Annotated in this window: 15 protein-coding genes; 11 read left to right on the top strand and 4 right to left on the bottom strand. The window is 53.3% G+C overall.

Going from position 1 to position 17,035, the window contains the following annotated elements:
* Positions 1–7: 7 nt before the first annotated feature.
* Entirely contained in the window at positions 8–172 is a 165-nt protein-coding gene (locus tag F384_RS29880; protein ID WP_155403994.1) for a hypothetical protein, read from the top strand.
* Here F384_RS29880 and pta read toward each other — a convergent pair.
* Together pta and ackA are read right to left on the bottom strand one after the other, a co-directional pair.
* A complete protein-coding gene (gene pta / locus F384_RS12260) occupies positions 158–2,299 on the bottom strand; it encodes a phosphate acetyltransferase (protein ID WP_046483030.1) in 2,142 nt (713 codons plus the stop codon). The genes F384_RS29880 and pta overlap by 15 nt on opposite strands.
* Before the next feature lie 74 nt (positions 2,300–2,373).
* On the bottom strand, positions 2,374–3,576 hold the full coding sequence (gene ackA, locus F384_RS12255) for an acetate kinase (protein WP_046483028.1): 1,203 nt from the start codon (positions 3,574–3,576) through the stop codon (positions 2,374–2,376).
* Between the two features lie 337 nt (positions 3,577–3,913).
* On the opposite strand from ackA, the gene yfbV reads away from it, so the two are divergent.
* The 4 genes from yfbV to F384_RS12235 all read left to right on the top strand — a co-directional run bounded on the left by yfbV (position 3,914) and on the right by F384_RS12235 (position 7,542).
* Positions 3,914–4,369 (top strand): terminus macrodomain insulation protein YfbV, encoded by a 456-nt coding sequence (gene yfbV, locus F384_RS12250; protein ID WP_042317796.1) that lies wholly within the window; start codon positions 3,914–3,916, stop codon positions 4,367–4,369.
* A 93-nt stretch (positions 4,370–4,462) separates the two neighbouring features.
* The gene (locus F384_RS12245; protein WP_042290698.1) at positions 4,463–4,957 is read left to right on the top strand and encodes a YfbU family protein; all 495 of its coding nucleotides are present in this window, start codon (positions 4,463–4,465) and stop codon (positions 4,955–4,957) included.
* Complete coding sequence (locus F384_RS12240; RefSeq protein WP_046483022.1) at positions 4,950–5,627, top strand: sugar phosphatase; 678 nt, start codon at positions 4,950–4,952, stop codon at positions 5,625–5,627. Before F384_RS12245 ends, F384_RS12240 begins: the two co-directional genes overlap by 8 nt.
* 82 nt (positions 5,628–5,709) lie before the next feature.
* Positions 5,710–7,542: an SLC13 family permease gene (locus tag F384_RS12235; RefSeq protein ID WP_046483019.1), complete on the top strand. Its 1,833-nt coding sequence runs from the start codon at positions 5,710–5,712 to the stop codon at positions 7,540–7,542.
* 119 nt (positions 7,543–7,661) lie between these two features.
* Here F384_RS12235 and yfbR read toward each other — a convergent pair whose 3' ends face one another.
* Both yfbR and alaA read right to left on the bottom strand, forming a co-directional pair.
* Positions 7,662–8,261, bottom strand: coding sequence for a 5'-deoxynucleotidase (gene yfbR, locus F384_RS12230; RefSeq protein ID WP_046483017.1), 600 nt, complete (start codon positions 8,259–8,261; stop codon positions 7,662–7,664).
* Positions 8,262–8,352: 91 nt separating this feature from the next.
* Positions 8,353–9,570: an alanine transaminase AlaA gene (gene alaA / locus F384_RS12225; RefSeq protein WP_046483015.1), complete on the bottom strand. Its 1,218-nt coding sequence runs from the start codon at positions 9,568–9,570 to the stop codon at positions 8,353–8,355.
* Positions 9,571–10,498: 928 nt separating this feature from the next.
* On the opposite strand from alaA, the gene lrhA reads away from it, so the two are divergent.
* The 6 genes from lrhA (at position 10,499) to nuoF (ending at position 16,917) form a co-directional block, all read left to right on the top strand.
* On the top strand, positions 10,499–11,437 hold the full coding sequence (gene lrhA, locus F384_RS12220; RefSeq protein WP_046483013.1) for a transcriptional regulator LrhA: 939 nt from the start codon (positions 10,499–10,501) through the stop codon (positions 11,435–11,437).
* A gap of 629 nt (positions 11,438–12,066) precedes the next feature.
* On the top strand, positions 12,067–12,510 hold the full coding sequence (gene nuoA, locus F384_RS12215) for an NADH-quinone oxidoreductase subunit NuoA (RefSeq protein ID WP_046483010.1): 444 nt from the start codon (positions 12,067–12,069) through the stop codon (positions 12,508–12,510).
* Between the two features lie 15 nt (positions 12,511–12,525).
* A complete protein-coding gene (nuoB, locus tag F384_RS12210; protein ID WP_003028075.1) occupies positions 12,526–13,188 on the top strand; it encodes an NADH-quinone oxidoreductase subunit NuoB in 663 nt (220 codons plus the stop codon).
* 89 nt (positions 13,189–13,277) lie between these two features.
* On the top strand, positions 13,278–15,080 hold the full coding sequence (gene nuoC / locus F384_RS12205; protein WP_080949932.1) for an NADH-quinone oxidoreductase subunit C/D: 1,803 nt from the start codon (positions 13,278–13,280) through the stop codon (positions 15,078–15,080).
* 2 nt (positions 15,081–15,082) lie between these two features.
* Positions 15,083–15,583, top strand: coding sequence for an NADH-quinone oxidoreductase subunit NuoE (nuoE, locus tag F384_RS12200; protein ID WP_046483003.1), 501 nt, complete (start codon positions 15,083–15,085; stop codon positions 15,581–15,583).
* Entirely contained in the window at positions 15,580–16,917 is a 1,338-nt protein-coding gene (nuoF, locus tag F384_RS12195; RefSeq protein WP_046483001.1) for an NADH-quinone oxidoreductase subunit NuoF, read from the top strand. Before nuoE ends, nuoF begins: the two co-directional genes overlap by 4 nt.
* The last annotated feature ends 118 nt before the right edge of the window (positions 16,918–17,035 follow it).

The raw sequence follows: 17,035 nt of genomic DNA, 5'->3' as shown, positions 1-17,035 counted from the left end.
GCTAAGTATGCAAACAGGCGAATGGTTATTCATTGATACAGCGCAGTTAAGCCCAAAAAATCAGATTTTACAAAGCGGGAAGGGCGGAAATAAAACACCCGGAAATAGTGGCTATTTCCGGGTGTTGACTGGGCTCATCAGAGCCCAGGTGGGCGGTTTACTGCTGCTGTGAAGACTGAATCGCGGTCAGGGCGATGGTGTAGACGATATCGTCAACCAGCGCGCCACGGGACAGGTCGTTCACCGGCTTGCGCATACCCTGCAGCATCGGCCCGATGGAGATCAGGTCGGCAGAACGCTGTACCGCTTTGTAGGTGGTGTTACCGGTGTTCAGATCCGGGAAGATGAACACGGTAGCGCGACCGGCAACCGGAGAGTTCGGCGCTTTGGATTTCGCGACATCCGCCATCACGGCGGCATCGTACTGCAGCGGACCATCGATCATCAGGTCAGGACGTTTTTCCTGCGCCAGACGAGTCGCTTCACGTACTTTTTCTACGTCGCTACCCGCGCCAGAGGTGCCGGTGGAGTAGGAGAGCATCGCGACGCGCGGTTCGATACCAAAGGCAATGGCGGAATCAGCAGACTGGATAGCGATCTCAGCCAGTTGTTCAGCGGTCGGATCCGGGTTGATCGCGCAGTCGCCGTAAACGTAAACCTGTTCCGGCAGCAGCATGAAGAATACGGAGGAAACCAGTGAACTGCCTGGCGCTGTTTTGATCAGTTGCAGCGGCGGACGAATGGTGTTAGCCGTGGTGTGAACGGCGCCCGATACCAGACCGTCAACTTCGTCTTGTTCCAGCATCAGCGTACCGAGAACCACGTTATCTTCCAGCTGTTCGCGGGCAACGGTTTCGGTCATGCCTTTGCTCTTACGCAGTTCAACCAGACGGGCGACATAGCTTTCGCGAACCACTTCCGGGTCTACGATTTCGATGCCAGCGCCGAGTTCAACGCCCTGAGACGCCGCAACACGGTTGATCTCTTCCGGGTTACCCAGCAGCACGCAGGTAGCGATACCACGTTCAGCACAGATGGCCGCCGCTTTCACGGTACGCGGTTCGTCGCCTTCCGGCAGCACAACACGTTTACCGGCTTTACGCGCCAGTTCGGTCAGCTGATAGCGGAACGCTGGCGGAGACAGACGACGGCTACGCTCAGAGGTCGCGGTCAGAGACTCGATCCAGTCAGCGTTGATGTAGTTTGCCACGTACTCCTGGACTTTCTCGATACGAGCGTGATCGTCAACCGGCACTTCGAGGTTGAAGCTCTGCAGGCTCAGAGAGGTCTGCCAGGTATTGGTGTTCACCATGAATACCGGCAGGCCGGTCGCGAAAGCGCGTTCACACAGTTTAGAGATGCGCGCGTCCATTTCGTAACCGCCAGTCAGCAGCAGGGCACCGATTTCTACGCCGTTCATCGCAGCCAGGCATGCAGCAACCAGCACGTCCGGACGGTCAGCGGAGGTGACCAGCAGAGAACCGGCACGGAAGTGTTCCAGCATGTGCGGAATGCTGCGCGCACAGAAGGTGACAGACTTCACGCGACGCGTGTTGATGTCGCCTTCGTTAACGATGGTGGCATTCAGGTGGCGCGCCATGTCGATAGCACGGGTCGCGATCAGATCAAAGCTCCACGGCACCGCGCCCAGAACCGGCAGCGGGCTGCTTGCGGTGAGCTTAGCCGGATCAACTTTCACGATTTGTGCTTTGGAAGAGTCGTCGAAAATCTCGGACAGATCCGGGCGAGTACGGCCCTGTTCATCAACCGGGGCGTTCAGTTTGTTAACGATAACGCCGGTGATGTTGGTGTTTTTTGCGCCGCCGAAGCTGCTGCGAGTCAGTTCAATACGCTCGTTCAGTTGTTCCGGCGTATCGGTGCCCTGAGACATCACGAAGACGATTTCCGCATTCAGCGTTTTAGCGATTTCGTAGTTCAGAGACTGCGCAAACTGGTGTTTACGGGTTGGGACCAGGCCTTCAACCAGTACCACTTCTGCGTCTTTGGTGTTCGCGTGGTAGTTCGCGATGATCTCTTCCATCAGCACATCTTTCTGATTGCTGGACAGCAGAGACTCAACGTGACTCATCTTCAGCGGCTCAGCCGCGGTGACAGAGGAGTTTGCACGAACGATAGCGGTGGTCTGGTCAGGCGCATCGCCACCGGCGCGTGGCTGGGAGATGGGCTTAAAGACACTCAGACGAACGCCTTTGCGTTCCATAGCGCGGATGACGCCAAGGCTGACGCTGGTCAGGCCGACGCTGGTTCCGGTAGGGATCAGCATAATAATACGGGACACGGTTTATCCTCTTTCGTTACCGCCCGTTGGGCGGGTTACAAAACAGCACCGCCAGCTTAGCTGGCGGTGTGAAATCAGGCAGTCAGACGGCTCGCGTCTTGCGCGATAACCAGTTCTTCGTTGGTTGGGATCACCACCGCAGGACGGGTACCTTCCTTGTTGATGAAACCGGACTTGCCGAAACGTGCAGCCAGGTTACGTTCATGATCAACATCAAAGCCCAGCACGCCCAGTTTACCCAGGGACAGCTCGCGAACCATCGCCGCGTTCTCACCGATACCACCGGTGAAGACAACCGCGTCCAGACGACCGTCCATCAGCGCCGTGTAGGAACCGATGTACTTCGCCAGACGGTGGCAGTAAACGTCCATTGCACGTTTCGCGTCTTCTTTGGTGGTGTAGTTGTCTTCAACGTAACGGCAGTCGCTGGTGACTTCGGTCAGACCCAGCAGGCCAGACTCTTTGGTCAGCATCTTGTTGATCTGATCAACGCTCATACCCAGCGTGTCGTGCAGGTGGAAAATGATTGCTGGGTCAATGTCACCAGAACGGGTACCCATCACCAGACCTTCCAGCGGGGTCAGACCCATAGACGTATCAACACATTTACCGTTGCGGATAGCAGAAACGGAACCACCGTTGCCCAGGTGGCAAGTGATGATGTTCAGCTCGTCTACCGGCTTGTTCAGCATTTTTGCCGCTTCCTGAGTGACGAAGAAGTGGCTGGTACCGTGCGCGCCATAACGACGAACGCCGTGTTCTTTGTACAGGCTGTACGGCAGGGCGTAGAGGTAAGACTCTTCCGGCATGGTCTGATGGAACGCGGTGTCAAACACAGCCACGTTCTTGTCTTTCAGATTCGGGAAGGATTTCAGCGCTTCTGCGATCCCGATCAGGTGAGCCGGGTTGTGCAGCGGTGCGAAAGAGGCAGAATCTTTGATGCCCTGAATAACAGAGTCATCGATAACCACGGAGCTGGTATACTTCTCGCCGCCGTGTACGATACGGTGACCGATTGCAGTCAACTGCGCAGACAGTTCTGGTTTTTGTGCCAGAATAGTATTAACGATAAAGTTCAGCGCTTCACTGTGAGCGGCGCCTGCACCTAAAGCCGCTTCTTGTTTACCGCCATCCATTTTCCATTTGATACGTGCTTCTGGGAGATGGAAACATTCGGCTAAACCAGAAAGGTACTCTTCACCGTTAACTGCATCGATGATTGCAAATTTCAGTGAGGAGCTACCGCAGTTCAGAACCAGTACTAACTTACTCGACATGGAAGTACCTATTATTGATACGTGGCTAAAAAAACGTCAGGGAGCCAAAAGCGTAGCGCAGTGTGACGCTGACATTTATGATTAACATCATGCCAGTTGTGTTTTTTGGCACGATGGAAGAAATACCTTTGAGTCTATGCCATTTTGCGTATTTTTCAGCCAATGGCATACTATATGTAAATTTGACGACTCAATGATTTTGGACTACTGGCCATTTACAGGCCGCTACAGGATACCCGATAGTCGGTATCAATGACAAAATGTTTTGAACGTTGTCCCGTATAGTTGTTGTTTTGCACAAATATTTGAATTTTTATATGTGAAGTTGAGGTAAGCCATGTCGACGCCGGATCATCGCTCCGTAAATTTTTTCAGCCTTTTTCGTCGGGGGCAGCATTACTCAAAGACGTGGCCAATGGAAAAGCGCCTTGCGCCCGTCTTTGTTGAGAACCGCGTGATACGGATGACGCGTTACGCGATCCGCTTTATGCCGCCAATCGCCATTTTTACGCTGTGCTGGCAGATAGCACTGGGCGGCCAGCTAGGGCCTGCCGTCGCCACCGCGTTGTTCGCGCTTAGCCTGCCGATGCAGGGGCTGTGGTGGTTAGGAAAACGTTCCGTCACGCCACTTCCGCCCTCTATACTGAACTGGTTCTATGAAGTCAGAGGAAAATTACAGGAAGCTGGGCAAGCGCTCTCCCCGGTGGAAGGGAAGCCGGATTACCAGGCGCTAGCTGACACGCTTAAGCGTGCCTTCAAACAACTGGATAAAACTTTCCTTGATGATTTGTAATTGACCCCGGATTACGCATATAAAAGAAGGCATTATTGATGCCTTCTTTTTTTTCACTTTTTTCACCGTAGTAGAGTGATACAGGAGTCCAAAATGGAAATGACCAACGCTCAACGTCTTATTTTGTCTAATCAATACAAAATGATGACTATGCTCGATCCGACTAACGCCGAGCGTTATCGTCGTCTGCAGACGATCATTGAACGCGGTTACGGTCTGCAAATGCGCGAACTGGATCGGGAGTTTGGTGAGCTGAAAGAGGAAACCTGTCGTACGGTTATCGACATCATGGAGATGTATCATGCCCTGCATGTCTCATGGGCCAACCTGAAAGATGCGCAAAGTATTGATGAGCGTCGGGTGACCTTTCTGGGTTTTGATGCCGCAACGGAAGCGCGCTACCTCGGCTATGTTCGCTTTATGGTGAATGTGGAAGGTCGTTACACTCATTTTGATGCCGGTACTCACGGCTTCAACGCGCAGACCCCAATGTGGGAAAAATATCAGCGGATGTTAAGCGCGTGGCATGCCTGCCCGCGTCAGTATCATTTGAGCGCCAACGAAATCAACCAAATCATCAATGCCTGAGGAGGTGAACGTGCAGTGCAAAGGCTTTCTGTTTGACCTGGATGGGACGCTGGTTGACTCTTTACCCGCAGTGGAACGCGCATGGTGTAACTGGGCCGATCGTTTTGGGCTGGCGCATGACGATGTGTTGAGTTTTGTTCATGGCAAGCAGGCGATCACCTCTTTGCGTCACTTTATGGCGGGTAAGCCTGAGGCGGAGATCGTCGCTGAATTTACACGTCTGGAGAAAATTGAAGCGACAGAAACGGCGGGCATTACTGCGCTGCCCGGTGCCGTTGCGCTGCTCAATCATCTGAACAAAGCCGGGATTCCGTGGGCGATTGTCACATCCGGGTCAATGCCGGTCGCGCGCGCGCGTCATCAGGTTGCCAACCTGCCGGCACCGGAAGTTTTCGTCACCGCTGAACGGGTCAAACGCGGTAAGCCAGAACCGGATGCTTACCTGTTGGGGGCACAGTTGCTGGGGTTATCGCCGCACGAATGTGTGGTGGTGGAAGATGCCCCTGCGGGGGTGCTCTCGGGACTGGCGGCAGGCTGTCATGTTATCGCGGTGAATGCCCCGGCGGACACGCCGCGTCTGGATGAGGTCGACTTCGTCCTGACCAGTCTGGAGCAGCTTTCAGTGACCAAACAACCGAACGGCGATGTGGTCGTGTTAAGAAATACCTGATCATGATTTAGCCCCGATTTGTCGGGGCTTTTTTATGGCAGAATCATTCCATCTTCTCATCTGACAAGGACAAGGATAGGTTGTGAACGGTGAATTGATCTGGGTTCTCTCGCTGTTGGCGATTGCCGTTATTTTGTTTGCGACGGGCAGAGTGCGTATGGACGCGGTCGCTCTGTTGGTCATCGTCGCCTTTGTTCTGAGTGGAACACTGAATATTACCGAAGCCTTCTCTGGCTTCAGCGACCCTAACGTCGTGTTGATTGCCGCGCTGTTTATCATCGGCGACGGACTGGTGCGCACCGGTGTGGCGACCGTCATGGGGACCTGGCTTGTGAAAATGGCGGGCAGCAGCGAAATCAAAATGCTGGTCCTGCTGATGCTGACCGTTGCCGGACTGGGCGCGTTTATGAGTTCAACCGGCGTTGTCGCGATTTTTATCCCCGTGGTACTCAGCGTCTCGATGCGCATGCAAACGTCGCCATCGCGCCTGATGATGCCACTGAGTTTCGCAGGGCTTATCAGCGGCATGATGACGCTGGTGGCCACCCCGCCAAACCTGGTGGTTAACAGTGAATTGTTGCGCGAAGGCCATGCCGGTTTTAGCTTCTTTAGCGTTACACCTATCGGTCTGGTGGTGTTGGTGCTGGGCATTATCTACATGCTGCTGATGCGTTTTATGCTCAAAGGTGACAATCCGCAACAGCAACGGGATGGCTGGAAGCGCCGTACCTTCCGCGATCTGATCAAAGAATATCGCCTGACCGGGCGGGCGCGTCGACTGGCGATTCGTCCGGGCTCGCCGATGATCGGTCAGCGCCTTGACGATCTCAAACTGCGTGAGCGCTATGGTGCCAACGTCATCGGCGTTGAACGCTGGCGGCGCTTTCGGCGGGTGATTGTGAACGTGAACGGGGTTTCGGAGTTTCGCGCCCGCGACGTCTTGCTGATTGATATGTCTGCCGCCGATGTTGATCTCCGTGAATTCTGTAGCGAGCAATTGCTGGAGCCGATGGTGCTGCGCGGGGAATATTTCTCTGACCAGGCGCTGGATGTGGGAATGGCGGAAATCTCACTGATCCCGGAATCGGAGCTGATTGGCAAGTCGGTACGGGAAATTGGTTTTCGTACCCGTTACGGGCTGAACGTGGTCGGTCTGAAACGCGACGGCGTGGCGATTGAAGGCTCGCTTGCCGATGAGCCGCTGCTGATGGGCGACATCATCCTGGTCGTCGGTAACTGGAAGTTGATCGGTATGCTGGCGAAGCAGGGGCGAGATTTTGTCGCGCTTAACCTGCCAGAAGAGGTGAGCGAGGCCTCACCGGCGCACAGCCAGGCCCCGCACGCTATTTTCTGTCTGGTTCTGATGGTCGCGCTGATGCTGACCGACGAAATACCTAATACTGTTGCGGCGATTGTGGCCTGTCTGCTGATGGGCAAATTCCGCTGCATTGACGCCGAAAGCGCCTACAAGGCGATTCACTGGCCTAGTATCATTTTGATCGTCGGCATGATGCCCTTTGCACTGGCGCTGCAAAAGACCGGCGGGGTTGATTTAGTGGTGAAAGGGTTGATGGACGTCGGCGGCGGTTACGGCCCGTACATGATGCTGGGCTGTTTGTTTGTGCTGTGTGCGACCATTGGCCTGTTTATCTCAAATACTGCGACGGCGGTGTTAATGGCGCCGATTGCCCTTGCAGCGGCGAAGTCGATGGGCGTTTCCCCTTATCCTTTTGCGATGGTGGTCGCGATGGCGGCGTCGGCGGCCTTTATGACGCCGGTTTCGTCACCGGTCAACACGCTGGTGCTGGGACCGGGGAATTACAGCTTTAGCGATTTTTTAAAGCTGGGCGTCCCGTTCACCCTTATCGTGATGGCGGTATGCGTGGTGATGATCCCAATGCTGTTTCCGTTCTGACCTGCTGCCCGGTGGCGCTGACGCTTACCGGGCCTACGAGACGTTCATATCATTCGGACATGATTGGATGCGATCTGTAGGCCGGATAAGACGTTTACGTCGCCATCCGGCAACATGGCTTACAATGGAGAATCCTGGCTAATTTCATCGAGAGACAGGTGGAAACTGGGGACGAAGACCTCCATGAAATAGTCCATCTCCGGGCTCCGGCGTAATTCCAGCGTTTTTTCCAGTCGCGTCTTCGCCAGCAGGAATTCATTATTTCCTGCCGACAACTCTTCCAGACACTTCAGATACGCGCACAGCGCGTCGGCTTGCTTCACAATTGATTTTTCTTCTTCGCTATACGCATGTTCATCAATCAGTGGCGCAAAAATATCCCGCAACTCATCGGGCACCATATCGACCAGTTTCTGCTGCGCGATTTTCTCAATCGCCTTATATTCCTGGGCGATTTGCGAATTGAAATATTTTACCGGCGTGGGCAGATCGCCGGTCAGCACTTCTGACGCATCGTGATACATCGCCAGCAGCGCAATGCGTTCAGCATTAACCTGACCGGCAAACTTTCGGTTTTTGATAGCAGCCAGCGCATGGGCCACCATCGCGACCTGGAGGCTGTGCTCAGAGACGTTTTCTGTGCGCACATTGCGCATTAAAGGCCAGCGGTTAATGAGTTTGAGACGGGAGAGATGGGCAAAAAAATGGCTCTGCTTCATAGTGACCTTTTCATGATAACAACCTGGAGGTCATTGTGCGCAGAGAAGGCCGCCGGATGCAAATACCGGCAGCCAATTTCAGACGGTGGCCTTAAGCCTGGTGATATCCCGACAGGAAACGTTCAAATTTACTCAGCGACATCTCAATGTCGTCAATGCGGGGCAGGGTGACGATGCGCACATGATCCGGCCACGGCCAGTTAAACGCCGTTCCCTGAACCAGCAGGACTTTTTCCTGCAACAGGAAATCGAGCACCATTTTCTGGTCGTCGTGAATATTGAAACGTTTGGCGTCAATTTTCGGGAACATATACAGCGCACCGCGCGGCTTCACACAGGAGACACCCGGAATATCGTTAATCAATTCCCAGGCGCGATTGCGCTGCTCATACAGGCGTCCACCAGGCATGATAAATTCACTGATACTCTGGTAACCGCCCAGCGCCGTCTGAATAGCGTGCTGCGCTGGCACGTTGGCGCAAAGACGCATCGATGCCAGCATTTCCAGCCCTTCGATATAGCCTTTCGCATGCTTCTTCGGACCGTTGAGAACCATCCAGCCCTGGCGGAATCCGGCGACGCGATAGGTCTTGGACAGGCCGTTAAAGGTTATAGTCAGCAGGTCCGGCGCCATCGCGGCGATGGAATGGTGCTCAGCGTCGTCATACAGGATCTTATCGTAGATCTCATCGGCAAAGATGATGAGATTGTTCTGCCGCGCGATCTCGACGATTTCCATTAGCAGTTCTTTGGAATAGACCGCACCGGTCGGGTTGTTCGGGTTAATGATGACGATCCCACGGGTACGCGGCGTGATTTTTGCGCGAATGTCATCAAGGTCCGGAAACCAGTCGGACGATTCATCGCACAGATAATGCACGGCATTACCACCGGAGAGCGAAACGGCCGCCGTCCACAGCGGGTAATCCGGCGCGGGCACCAGCATTTCGTCCCCACTGTTCAGCAATGCCTGCATCGCCTGCACAATTAGCTCCGAAACGCCGTTGCCGATATAGATATCTTCGACGGTGACGTCACGCATACCACGAGCCTGATAATGCTGCATGATGGCTTTACGTGCGGAATAGAGGCCTTTCGAATCGCAATAACCCTGCGCGGTCGGCAGATTGCGAATGACGTCTACCAGAATCTCATCGGGGGCGTCAAAGCCAAAAGGGGCGGGGTTACCAATGTTCAGTTTCAGAACCTTATTGCCTTCTTCTTCAAGGCGTTTCGCTTCCTTCAGAACAGGACCGCGGATGTCATAACAGACGTTTTCTAATTTGCTGGATTTCTCAATGGGGGACATGAACCTTGACCTTTTTATGCTGTTATCATCACTTCCTGCCGTGGAAGTCAGTTTGAAACAATGTACTCCCACGGCGGGGCGTTTTGAAGGCTTTGCAGAGGAAGATTTTGCTGAATGTTGATGTGCTATTATGTTGTCATTGACTGGTTTTTACGTGGTTGACAGAGATAAAAACAGAAATTGCTTGGTTTTATAGTATGATGTTTCAACGTTGTCGTTAGTGAGTGGCGTATTCTCTGGTCTGGAAAAGGTTCTGTGTTCGTGAAATTTCGGGAAGACTCTTACGTCATTTAATAATTCGTAAATACTGAAAGATTAACCGCCGGCTGTGTTATCGGGATGTACGGGAACCCTGGCGGTGTAAATCTAATGTTAAGCAGGATTTATGAATGACCTCGAATCTCATTAATTATTATTTAATAATTAAAAAGGCTTTACGCAAGGCGAGAATAATAGCGGCTTGGTTTGAGAAACATAACAAAACTTTGCATCAGATTATTCGCATTAAGGCTTATAAATAAAAAGGTTTTAGGTTAAGATACGCCTGAGGAAATGGCATGTAATCGCATGATTTTTTAAAATCCCGGACGGGGTTTTGTTGCTAACTTACTGCCATATATGCTTATTTCTCGTTGATGTATGCTCAGCTCCATTCTTTACGTTTACACTTTTACATCCAGGTAACGGCAGAAATCTACATACGCTTTAATAGGTCAGCCCGTTCATAACATAATAACCTGAGAGTTCGCGTAAGGTATTATTACGTAAGAAAGAGAGTAGCATTTCGCCAGTCTCATGATATACCTATTTACTTTCACCTGCTGCCAGTGGGTGAATCTGCTAAGGAAGCGCATTACAAACGGAATTGCTTGATTTTGTATGCACAGCATTAACAAGCTCAGTATGAGCCGCCAGTAAGTGAAAAATTATGATAAATGCAAATCGTCCGATAATTAACCTCGACCTCGATCTGCTGAGAACATTTGTTGCTGTTGCCGATCTGAACACATTTGCAGCAGCGGCTGCAGCGGTGTGTCGTACTCAGTCTGCGGTGAGCCAACAGATGCAGCGCCTCGAGCAGCTCGTGGGAAAAGAACTCTTCGCTCGTCACGGTCGTAACAAACTGTTGACTGAACACGGCATCCAGCTTCTGGGGTACGCCAGAAAAATTTTACGTTTCAATGATGAGGCCTGCTCATCATTGATGTTCAGCAATCTTCAGGGAGTATTAACTATCGGGGCTTCTGATGAGTCCGCCGATACGATACTGCCCTTCCTCCTCAATCGCATTAGTTCGGTTTATCCGAAACTTGCGCTGGATGTCAGAGTGAAGCGAAATGCTTTTATGCTCGACATGCTGAAATCGCAAGAGGTGGATCTGATCGTTACCACCAATCGTCCCGGATCGTTTGAGAGCCTGACGCTGCGTACTTCACCGACACACTGGTACTGTGCCGCAGAGTATGTACTGCAAAAGGGCGAACCGGTTCCGCTGGTGTTATTGGATGATCCCAGTCCGTTTCGTGACGTGGTCCTTGCCACTCTGAATGCGGCGAATATCCCCTGGCGGCTGGCCTACGTCGCGTCGACACTGCCAGCAGTGCGCGCGGCGGTGAAGGCGGGTCTCGGCGTGACGGCGCGCCCGGTAGAAATGATGAGCCCGGACCTGCGCGTGCTGGGGGCCGTTGACGGATTACCGCCGCTGCCGGACACCGAATACTTACTCTGCCGCGACCCGGCGTCGAAGAACGATCTGGCGCAGGTCATCTTTCAGGCGATGGATACCTGGCAGAATCCGTGGCAGTACAGTCCGATTACCCCGGAAGGGGGGGATGATTCCGTGCTGGTCGAAGGAGACTATGAGTAACGGATCACAAAAAAGTCATTAAAAAATGCAAGTGTAAAAAAGAGCCACTGATGATTAAAAAACATCCAGTGGTTCTTTTTTTGTACTAATATCCTTAACGGACAGGAGGGAAAAGCTAAAAATCCTCATAAATCAGCGAGTAGACGTTGCGATTAAAAAATGCGTAAAAATTAAGCAAAATTCGCAACTCAACGCTTTCATGTTAAAAAACGAGAGAAATTGTTGCTGTTTTTTCTGGTGGATTAACAAAAGCGTGTCACAGATCAAGAAAATACTCCCTTTTAGGGGAAGGCTTTTGGATCAATTCCTGTCAAAATAGGCGCGATTTTTCCTACTTACTTCACAACGGACACGATTCAACAACGTTCCCATTTAGCCTGTGAATCGATCGACACGGTGCTAAAGCGCATTAAATGTTAAGGGTGTTGTTATCATGTAAATTAATGTGAGGAAACTTTTGTTAAAGTTGACAAAAGGTTATAGAAAGGAGTAAAAAACCCCATCAATTGGCTGTTTAAAACATTTTTTGCAGCGATTGTAAGGTTTTTTTTATTCCTCCCCATGAATCGATGTGGCGTTCATCTGCCGAAAAGAGCAGAGAATTTGGCGCTACTTTTGATGAGTAAGCAATGAGTATGTCAACATCCACTGAAGTCATCGCTCATCACTGGGCATTCGCTATCTTTCTTATTGTCGCCATTGGCCTGTGCTGCCTGATGCTTATCGGCGGTTGGTTTTTAGGCGGTCGCGCACGCGCGAGGTCAAAAAACACCCCGTTTGAATCCGGTATCGACTCGGTCGGCTCCGCCCGCTTACGCCTGTCTGCCAAGTTTTATCTGGTAGCCATGTTCTTCGTTATCTTCGACGTTGAAGCGCTGTATCTGTTCGCATGGTCGACCTCCATCCGTGAAAGCGGCTGGGTTGGCTTTGTGGAAGCTGCAATTTTTATTTTTGTGTTACTGGCAGGTCTGGTTTATCTGGTGCGTATTGGCGCGCTGGACTGGACGCCCGCGCGTTCACGCCGCGAGCGTATGAACCCGGAAACGAACAGTATCGCTAATCGTCAACGCTAACCGCGAGGCATTAAGATGGATTATACGCTCACCCGCATAGATCCTAACGGTGAGAACGACCGTTACCCCCTGCAAAAGCAGGAGATCGTAACCGACCCCCTGGAACAGGAAGTTAACAAAAACGTGTTCATGGGCAAACTGCATGACATGGTTAACTGGGGTCGCAAAAACTCAATCTGGCCTTATAACTTCGGCCTTTCCTGCTGCTACGTTGAGATGGTGACCTCGTTCACCGCCGTGCATGACGTGGCGCGCTTTGGCGCGGAAGTCCTGCGTGCTTCGCCGCGTCAGGCTGACCTGATGGTGGTGGCGGGGACCTGCTTTACCAAAATGGCACCGGTCATTCAGCGCCTCTACGATCAGATGCTGGAGCCGAAATGGGTGATTTCCATGGGCGCGTGTGCCAACTCCGGCGGTATGTACGATATTTATTCGGTAGTGCAGGGCGTTGATAAGTTTATCCCTGTGGATGTTTACATCCCGGGTTGCCCACCGCGTCCGGAAGCGTACATGCAGGCGTTAATGCTGTTGCAGGATTCCATTGGCAAAGAACGTCGTCCGCTCTCCTGGGTGGTTGGCGATCAGGGCGTTTATCGCGCCAACATGCAGTCAGAGCGCGAGCGTAAACGCGGCGAACGCATTGCAGTAACGAATCTGCGTACACCAGACGAGATTTAATTTGCGCCTGTCGGCAGCAGCATTTTACTTCGCCTATCACTACATAAATCGCGCGAAGCTCTGTCGACAGTCACCACGGACCATTTGCAATGGTGAACATTATGACCGACTTAACCGCGCAAGATGCCGCATGGCAGACCCGGGATCACCTTGATGACCCGGTCATCGGCGAACTGCGCAACCGTTTTGGGCCGGATGCCTTTACCGTTCAGGCGACTCGCACCGGGGTACCCGTTGTTTGGGTCAAGCGTGAACAATTACTGGAAGTGGGCGATTTCTTAAAGAGATTGCCGAAACCTTACGTCATGCTGTTTGACTTACACGGCATGGACGAACGTCTGCGCACACACCGCGAAGGGTTACCCGCCGCGGATTTTTCCGTTTTCTACCACCTGATTTCCATTGAACGCAATCGCGATATCATGCTCAAGGTGGCATTGTCTGAAAACGACCTGCGCGTGCCGACCTTCACCAAACTGTTCCCGAACGCCAACTGGTATGAGCGCGAAACCTGGGAAATGTTTGGGATTGATATTGAAGGTCACCCGCACCTGACGCGCCTGCTGATGCCGCATACCTGGCAGGGTCATCCGCTGCGTAAAGACTACCCGGCGCGTGCTACCGAATTTGATCCGTTTGAGCTGACTAAAGCGAAGCAGGATCTTGAAATGGAAGCGCTGACCTTCAAACCGGAAGACTGGGGCATGCAGCGTGGTACCGAAAACGAGGACTTCATGTTCCTCAACCTCGGCCCGAACCACCCGTCCTCACACGGTGCATTCCGTATTGTTCTTCAGCTTGATGGCGAAGAGATTGTCGACTGCGTGCCTGACATCGGCTACCACCACCGTGGTGCTGAAAAGATGGGCGAGCGTCAGTCCTGGCACAGCTACATTCCGTATACCGACCGTATCGAATACCTCGGCGGTTGCGTCAACGAGATGCCGTACGTGCTGGCGGTGGAAAAACTGGCGGGCATTACCGTACCGGATCGCGTTAACGTTATCCGCGTGATGCTCTCCGAGTTGTTCCGCATTAACAGCCACCTGCTGTATATCTCGACGTTTATTCAGGACGTCGGCGCCATGACGCCGGTCTTCTTTGCCTTTACCGATCGCCAGAAAATCTACGACATCGTGGAAGCGGTCACTGGCTATCGTATGCACCCGGCCTGGTTCCGTATCGGCGGTGTGGCGCATGACCTGCCGCGCGGTTGGGACAAACTGCTGCGTGAGTTCCTCGACTGGATGCCGAAGCGTCTGGCTTCTTACGAGAAAGCCGCACTGCAAAACACCATTCTGAAAGGGCGTTCGCAGGGCGTGGCCGCTTACGGTAAGAAAGAAGCGCTGGACTGGGGCTGCACAGGTGCGGCGCTGCGTGCGACCGGTATTGATTTCGACGTGCGTAAAGCGCGCCCTTACTCTGGCTATGAAAACTTTGACTTTGAAGTGCCGGTTGGCGGCGGAGTTTCCGACTGCTACACCCGCGTCATGCTGAAAGTGGAAGAGCTGCGCCAGAGTCTGCGCATCCTTGAGCAGTGCCTCAATAATATGCCGGAAGGCCCGTTCAAAGCGGATCACCCGCTGACGACGCCGCCGCCGAAAGAGCGCACGCTGCAACATATCGAAACCCTGATCACCCACTTCCTGCAAGTGTCGTGGGGCCCGGTCATGCCGGCGAACGAGTCCTTCCAGATGGTGGAAGCGACCAAGGGTATCAACAGTTACTACCTGACCAGCGATGGCAGCACCATGAGTTATCGTACCCGTATTCGTACCCCGAGCTATGCGCATCTGCAGCAGATCCCGGTGGCAGTACGTGGCAGCCTGGTGTCCGACCTGATCGTCCATCTGGGTAGTATCGATTTTGTTATGTCAGATGTGGACCGCTAATTATGCACGAGAATCAACAACCACAAACCGAGGCTTTTGAGCTGAGTGCGGCAGAGCGTGAAGCCATTGAGCACGAGAAGCACCACTACGAAGACCCGCGTGCGGCGTCCATTGAAGCGCTGAAAATCGTTCAGAAGCAGCGCGGCTGGGTGCCGGACGGCGCAATCCATGCGATCGCCGATGTGCTGGGGATCCCGGCAAGCGACGTCGAAGGTGTTGCGACGTTCTACAGCCAGATCTTCCGCCAGCCGGTGGGACGCCACGTGATCCGCTATTGCGACAGCGTGGTATGCCATATCAACGGCTACCAGGGAATTCAGGCGGCGCTGGAGAAAAAGCTCAACATCAAGCCGGGGCAGACGACCTTCGACGGTCGCTTTACGCTGCTGCCGACCTGCTGCCTGGGGAACTGCGATAAAGGGCCGAACATGATGATCGATGACGATACTCATGCTCACCTGACCCCGGAAGGCATTCCTGAACTGCTGGAGCGGTATAAATGAAAGACATTATCCGTACTCCCGAAACGCATCCGCTGACCTGGCGGCTGCGTGATGACAAACAGCCCGTCTGGCTGGACGAATACCGTAGCAAGAAAGGCTACGACGGCGCGCGTAAGGCGCTGACCGGTCTGTCTCCGGATGAGATTGTCAACCAGGTAAAAGACGCTGGCCTGAAAGGGCGCGGCGGCGCAGGCTTTTCCACGGGTCTTAAGTGGAGCCTGATGCCAAAAGACGAATCCATGAACATCCGTTACCTGCTGTGTAACGCCGATGAAATGGAGCCGGGCACCTATAAAGACCGTTTGCTGATGGAACAGCTGCCGCACCTGCTGGTGGAAGGCATGCTGATCTCCGCGTTTGCGCTGAAAGCGTACCGGGGTTACATCTTCCTGCGCGGTGAATACATTGAAGCGGCCGTGAATCTGCGCCGTGCGATTGCGGAAGCGACTGAAGCCGGTCTGCTTGGCAAAAACATTTTGGGCACCGGTTTTGACTTCGAACTGTTTGTTCACACCGGGGCAGGGCGTTACATCTGCGGTGAAGAGACTGCGCTTATCAACTCCCTCGAAGGCCGTCGCGCTAACCCACGCTCGAAGCCGCCGTTCCCGGCGACCTCTGGCGCATGGGGTAAACCGACCTGCGTCAACAACGTGGAAACGCTGTGTAACGTTCCGGCGATCCTCGATAACGGCGTGGAGTGGTATCAGAACATTTCGAAGAGCAAAGATGCCGGTACCAAGCTGATGGGCTTCTCCGGTCGCGTGAAGAATCCGGGACTGTGGGAACTGCCATTCGGCACCACCGCGCGTGAGATCCTCGAAGATTACGCGGGCGGTATGCGCGATGGGCTCAAATTCAAAGCCTGGCAGCCCGGCGGAGCGGGAACCGACTTCCTGACGGAAGCGCACCTCGATTTGCCAATGGAATTTGAGAGCATTGGTAAAGCCGGAAGTCGTCTGGGTACGGCGCTGGCGATGGCGGTTGACCACGAGATTGGCATGGTGGGGCTGGTGCGCAACCTGGAAGAGTTCTTTGCCCGTGAATCCTGCGGCTGGTGTACGCCATGTCGTGACGGCCTGCCGTGGAGTGTAAAAATTCTGCGTGCGCTGGAGCGTGGCGAAGGTCAACCAGGGGATATCGAGACACTTGAGCAACTGTGTCGTTTCCTCGGTCCGGGTAAGACCTTCTGTGCACACGCACCGGGTGCGGTTGAACCGCTACAGAGCGCCATTAAATATTTCCGCGAAGAATTCGAAGCTGGCATCAAGCAGTCGTTCAGCAATACCCATGCAATTGGTGGTATTCAGCCGAACCTGCTGAAAGAGCGCTGGTAAACGTTTTACGCGAAAGCATTCACGTTACGTCAAGGCGGCGACTGAGCGAATCCCCTGAGCTTACTGAAGTAAGTGACAGGGGTGAACGACGGAAGCCAACGCCGAGGTAGCTTGAAGG

Origin of the sequence: Citrobacter amalonaticus Y19, from assembly GCF_000981805.1 — a bacterium.
GTDB classification, from domain to species: Bacteria; Pseudomonadota; Gammaproteobacteria; order Enterobacterales; family Enterobacteriaceae; genus Citrobacter_A; species Citrobacter_A amalonaticus_C.
Note: the sequence above shows the minus strand (reverse complement) of the source record. Positions and strands in the feature narration are given on the sequence as shown.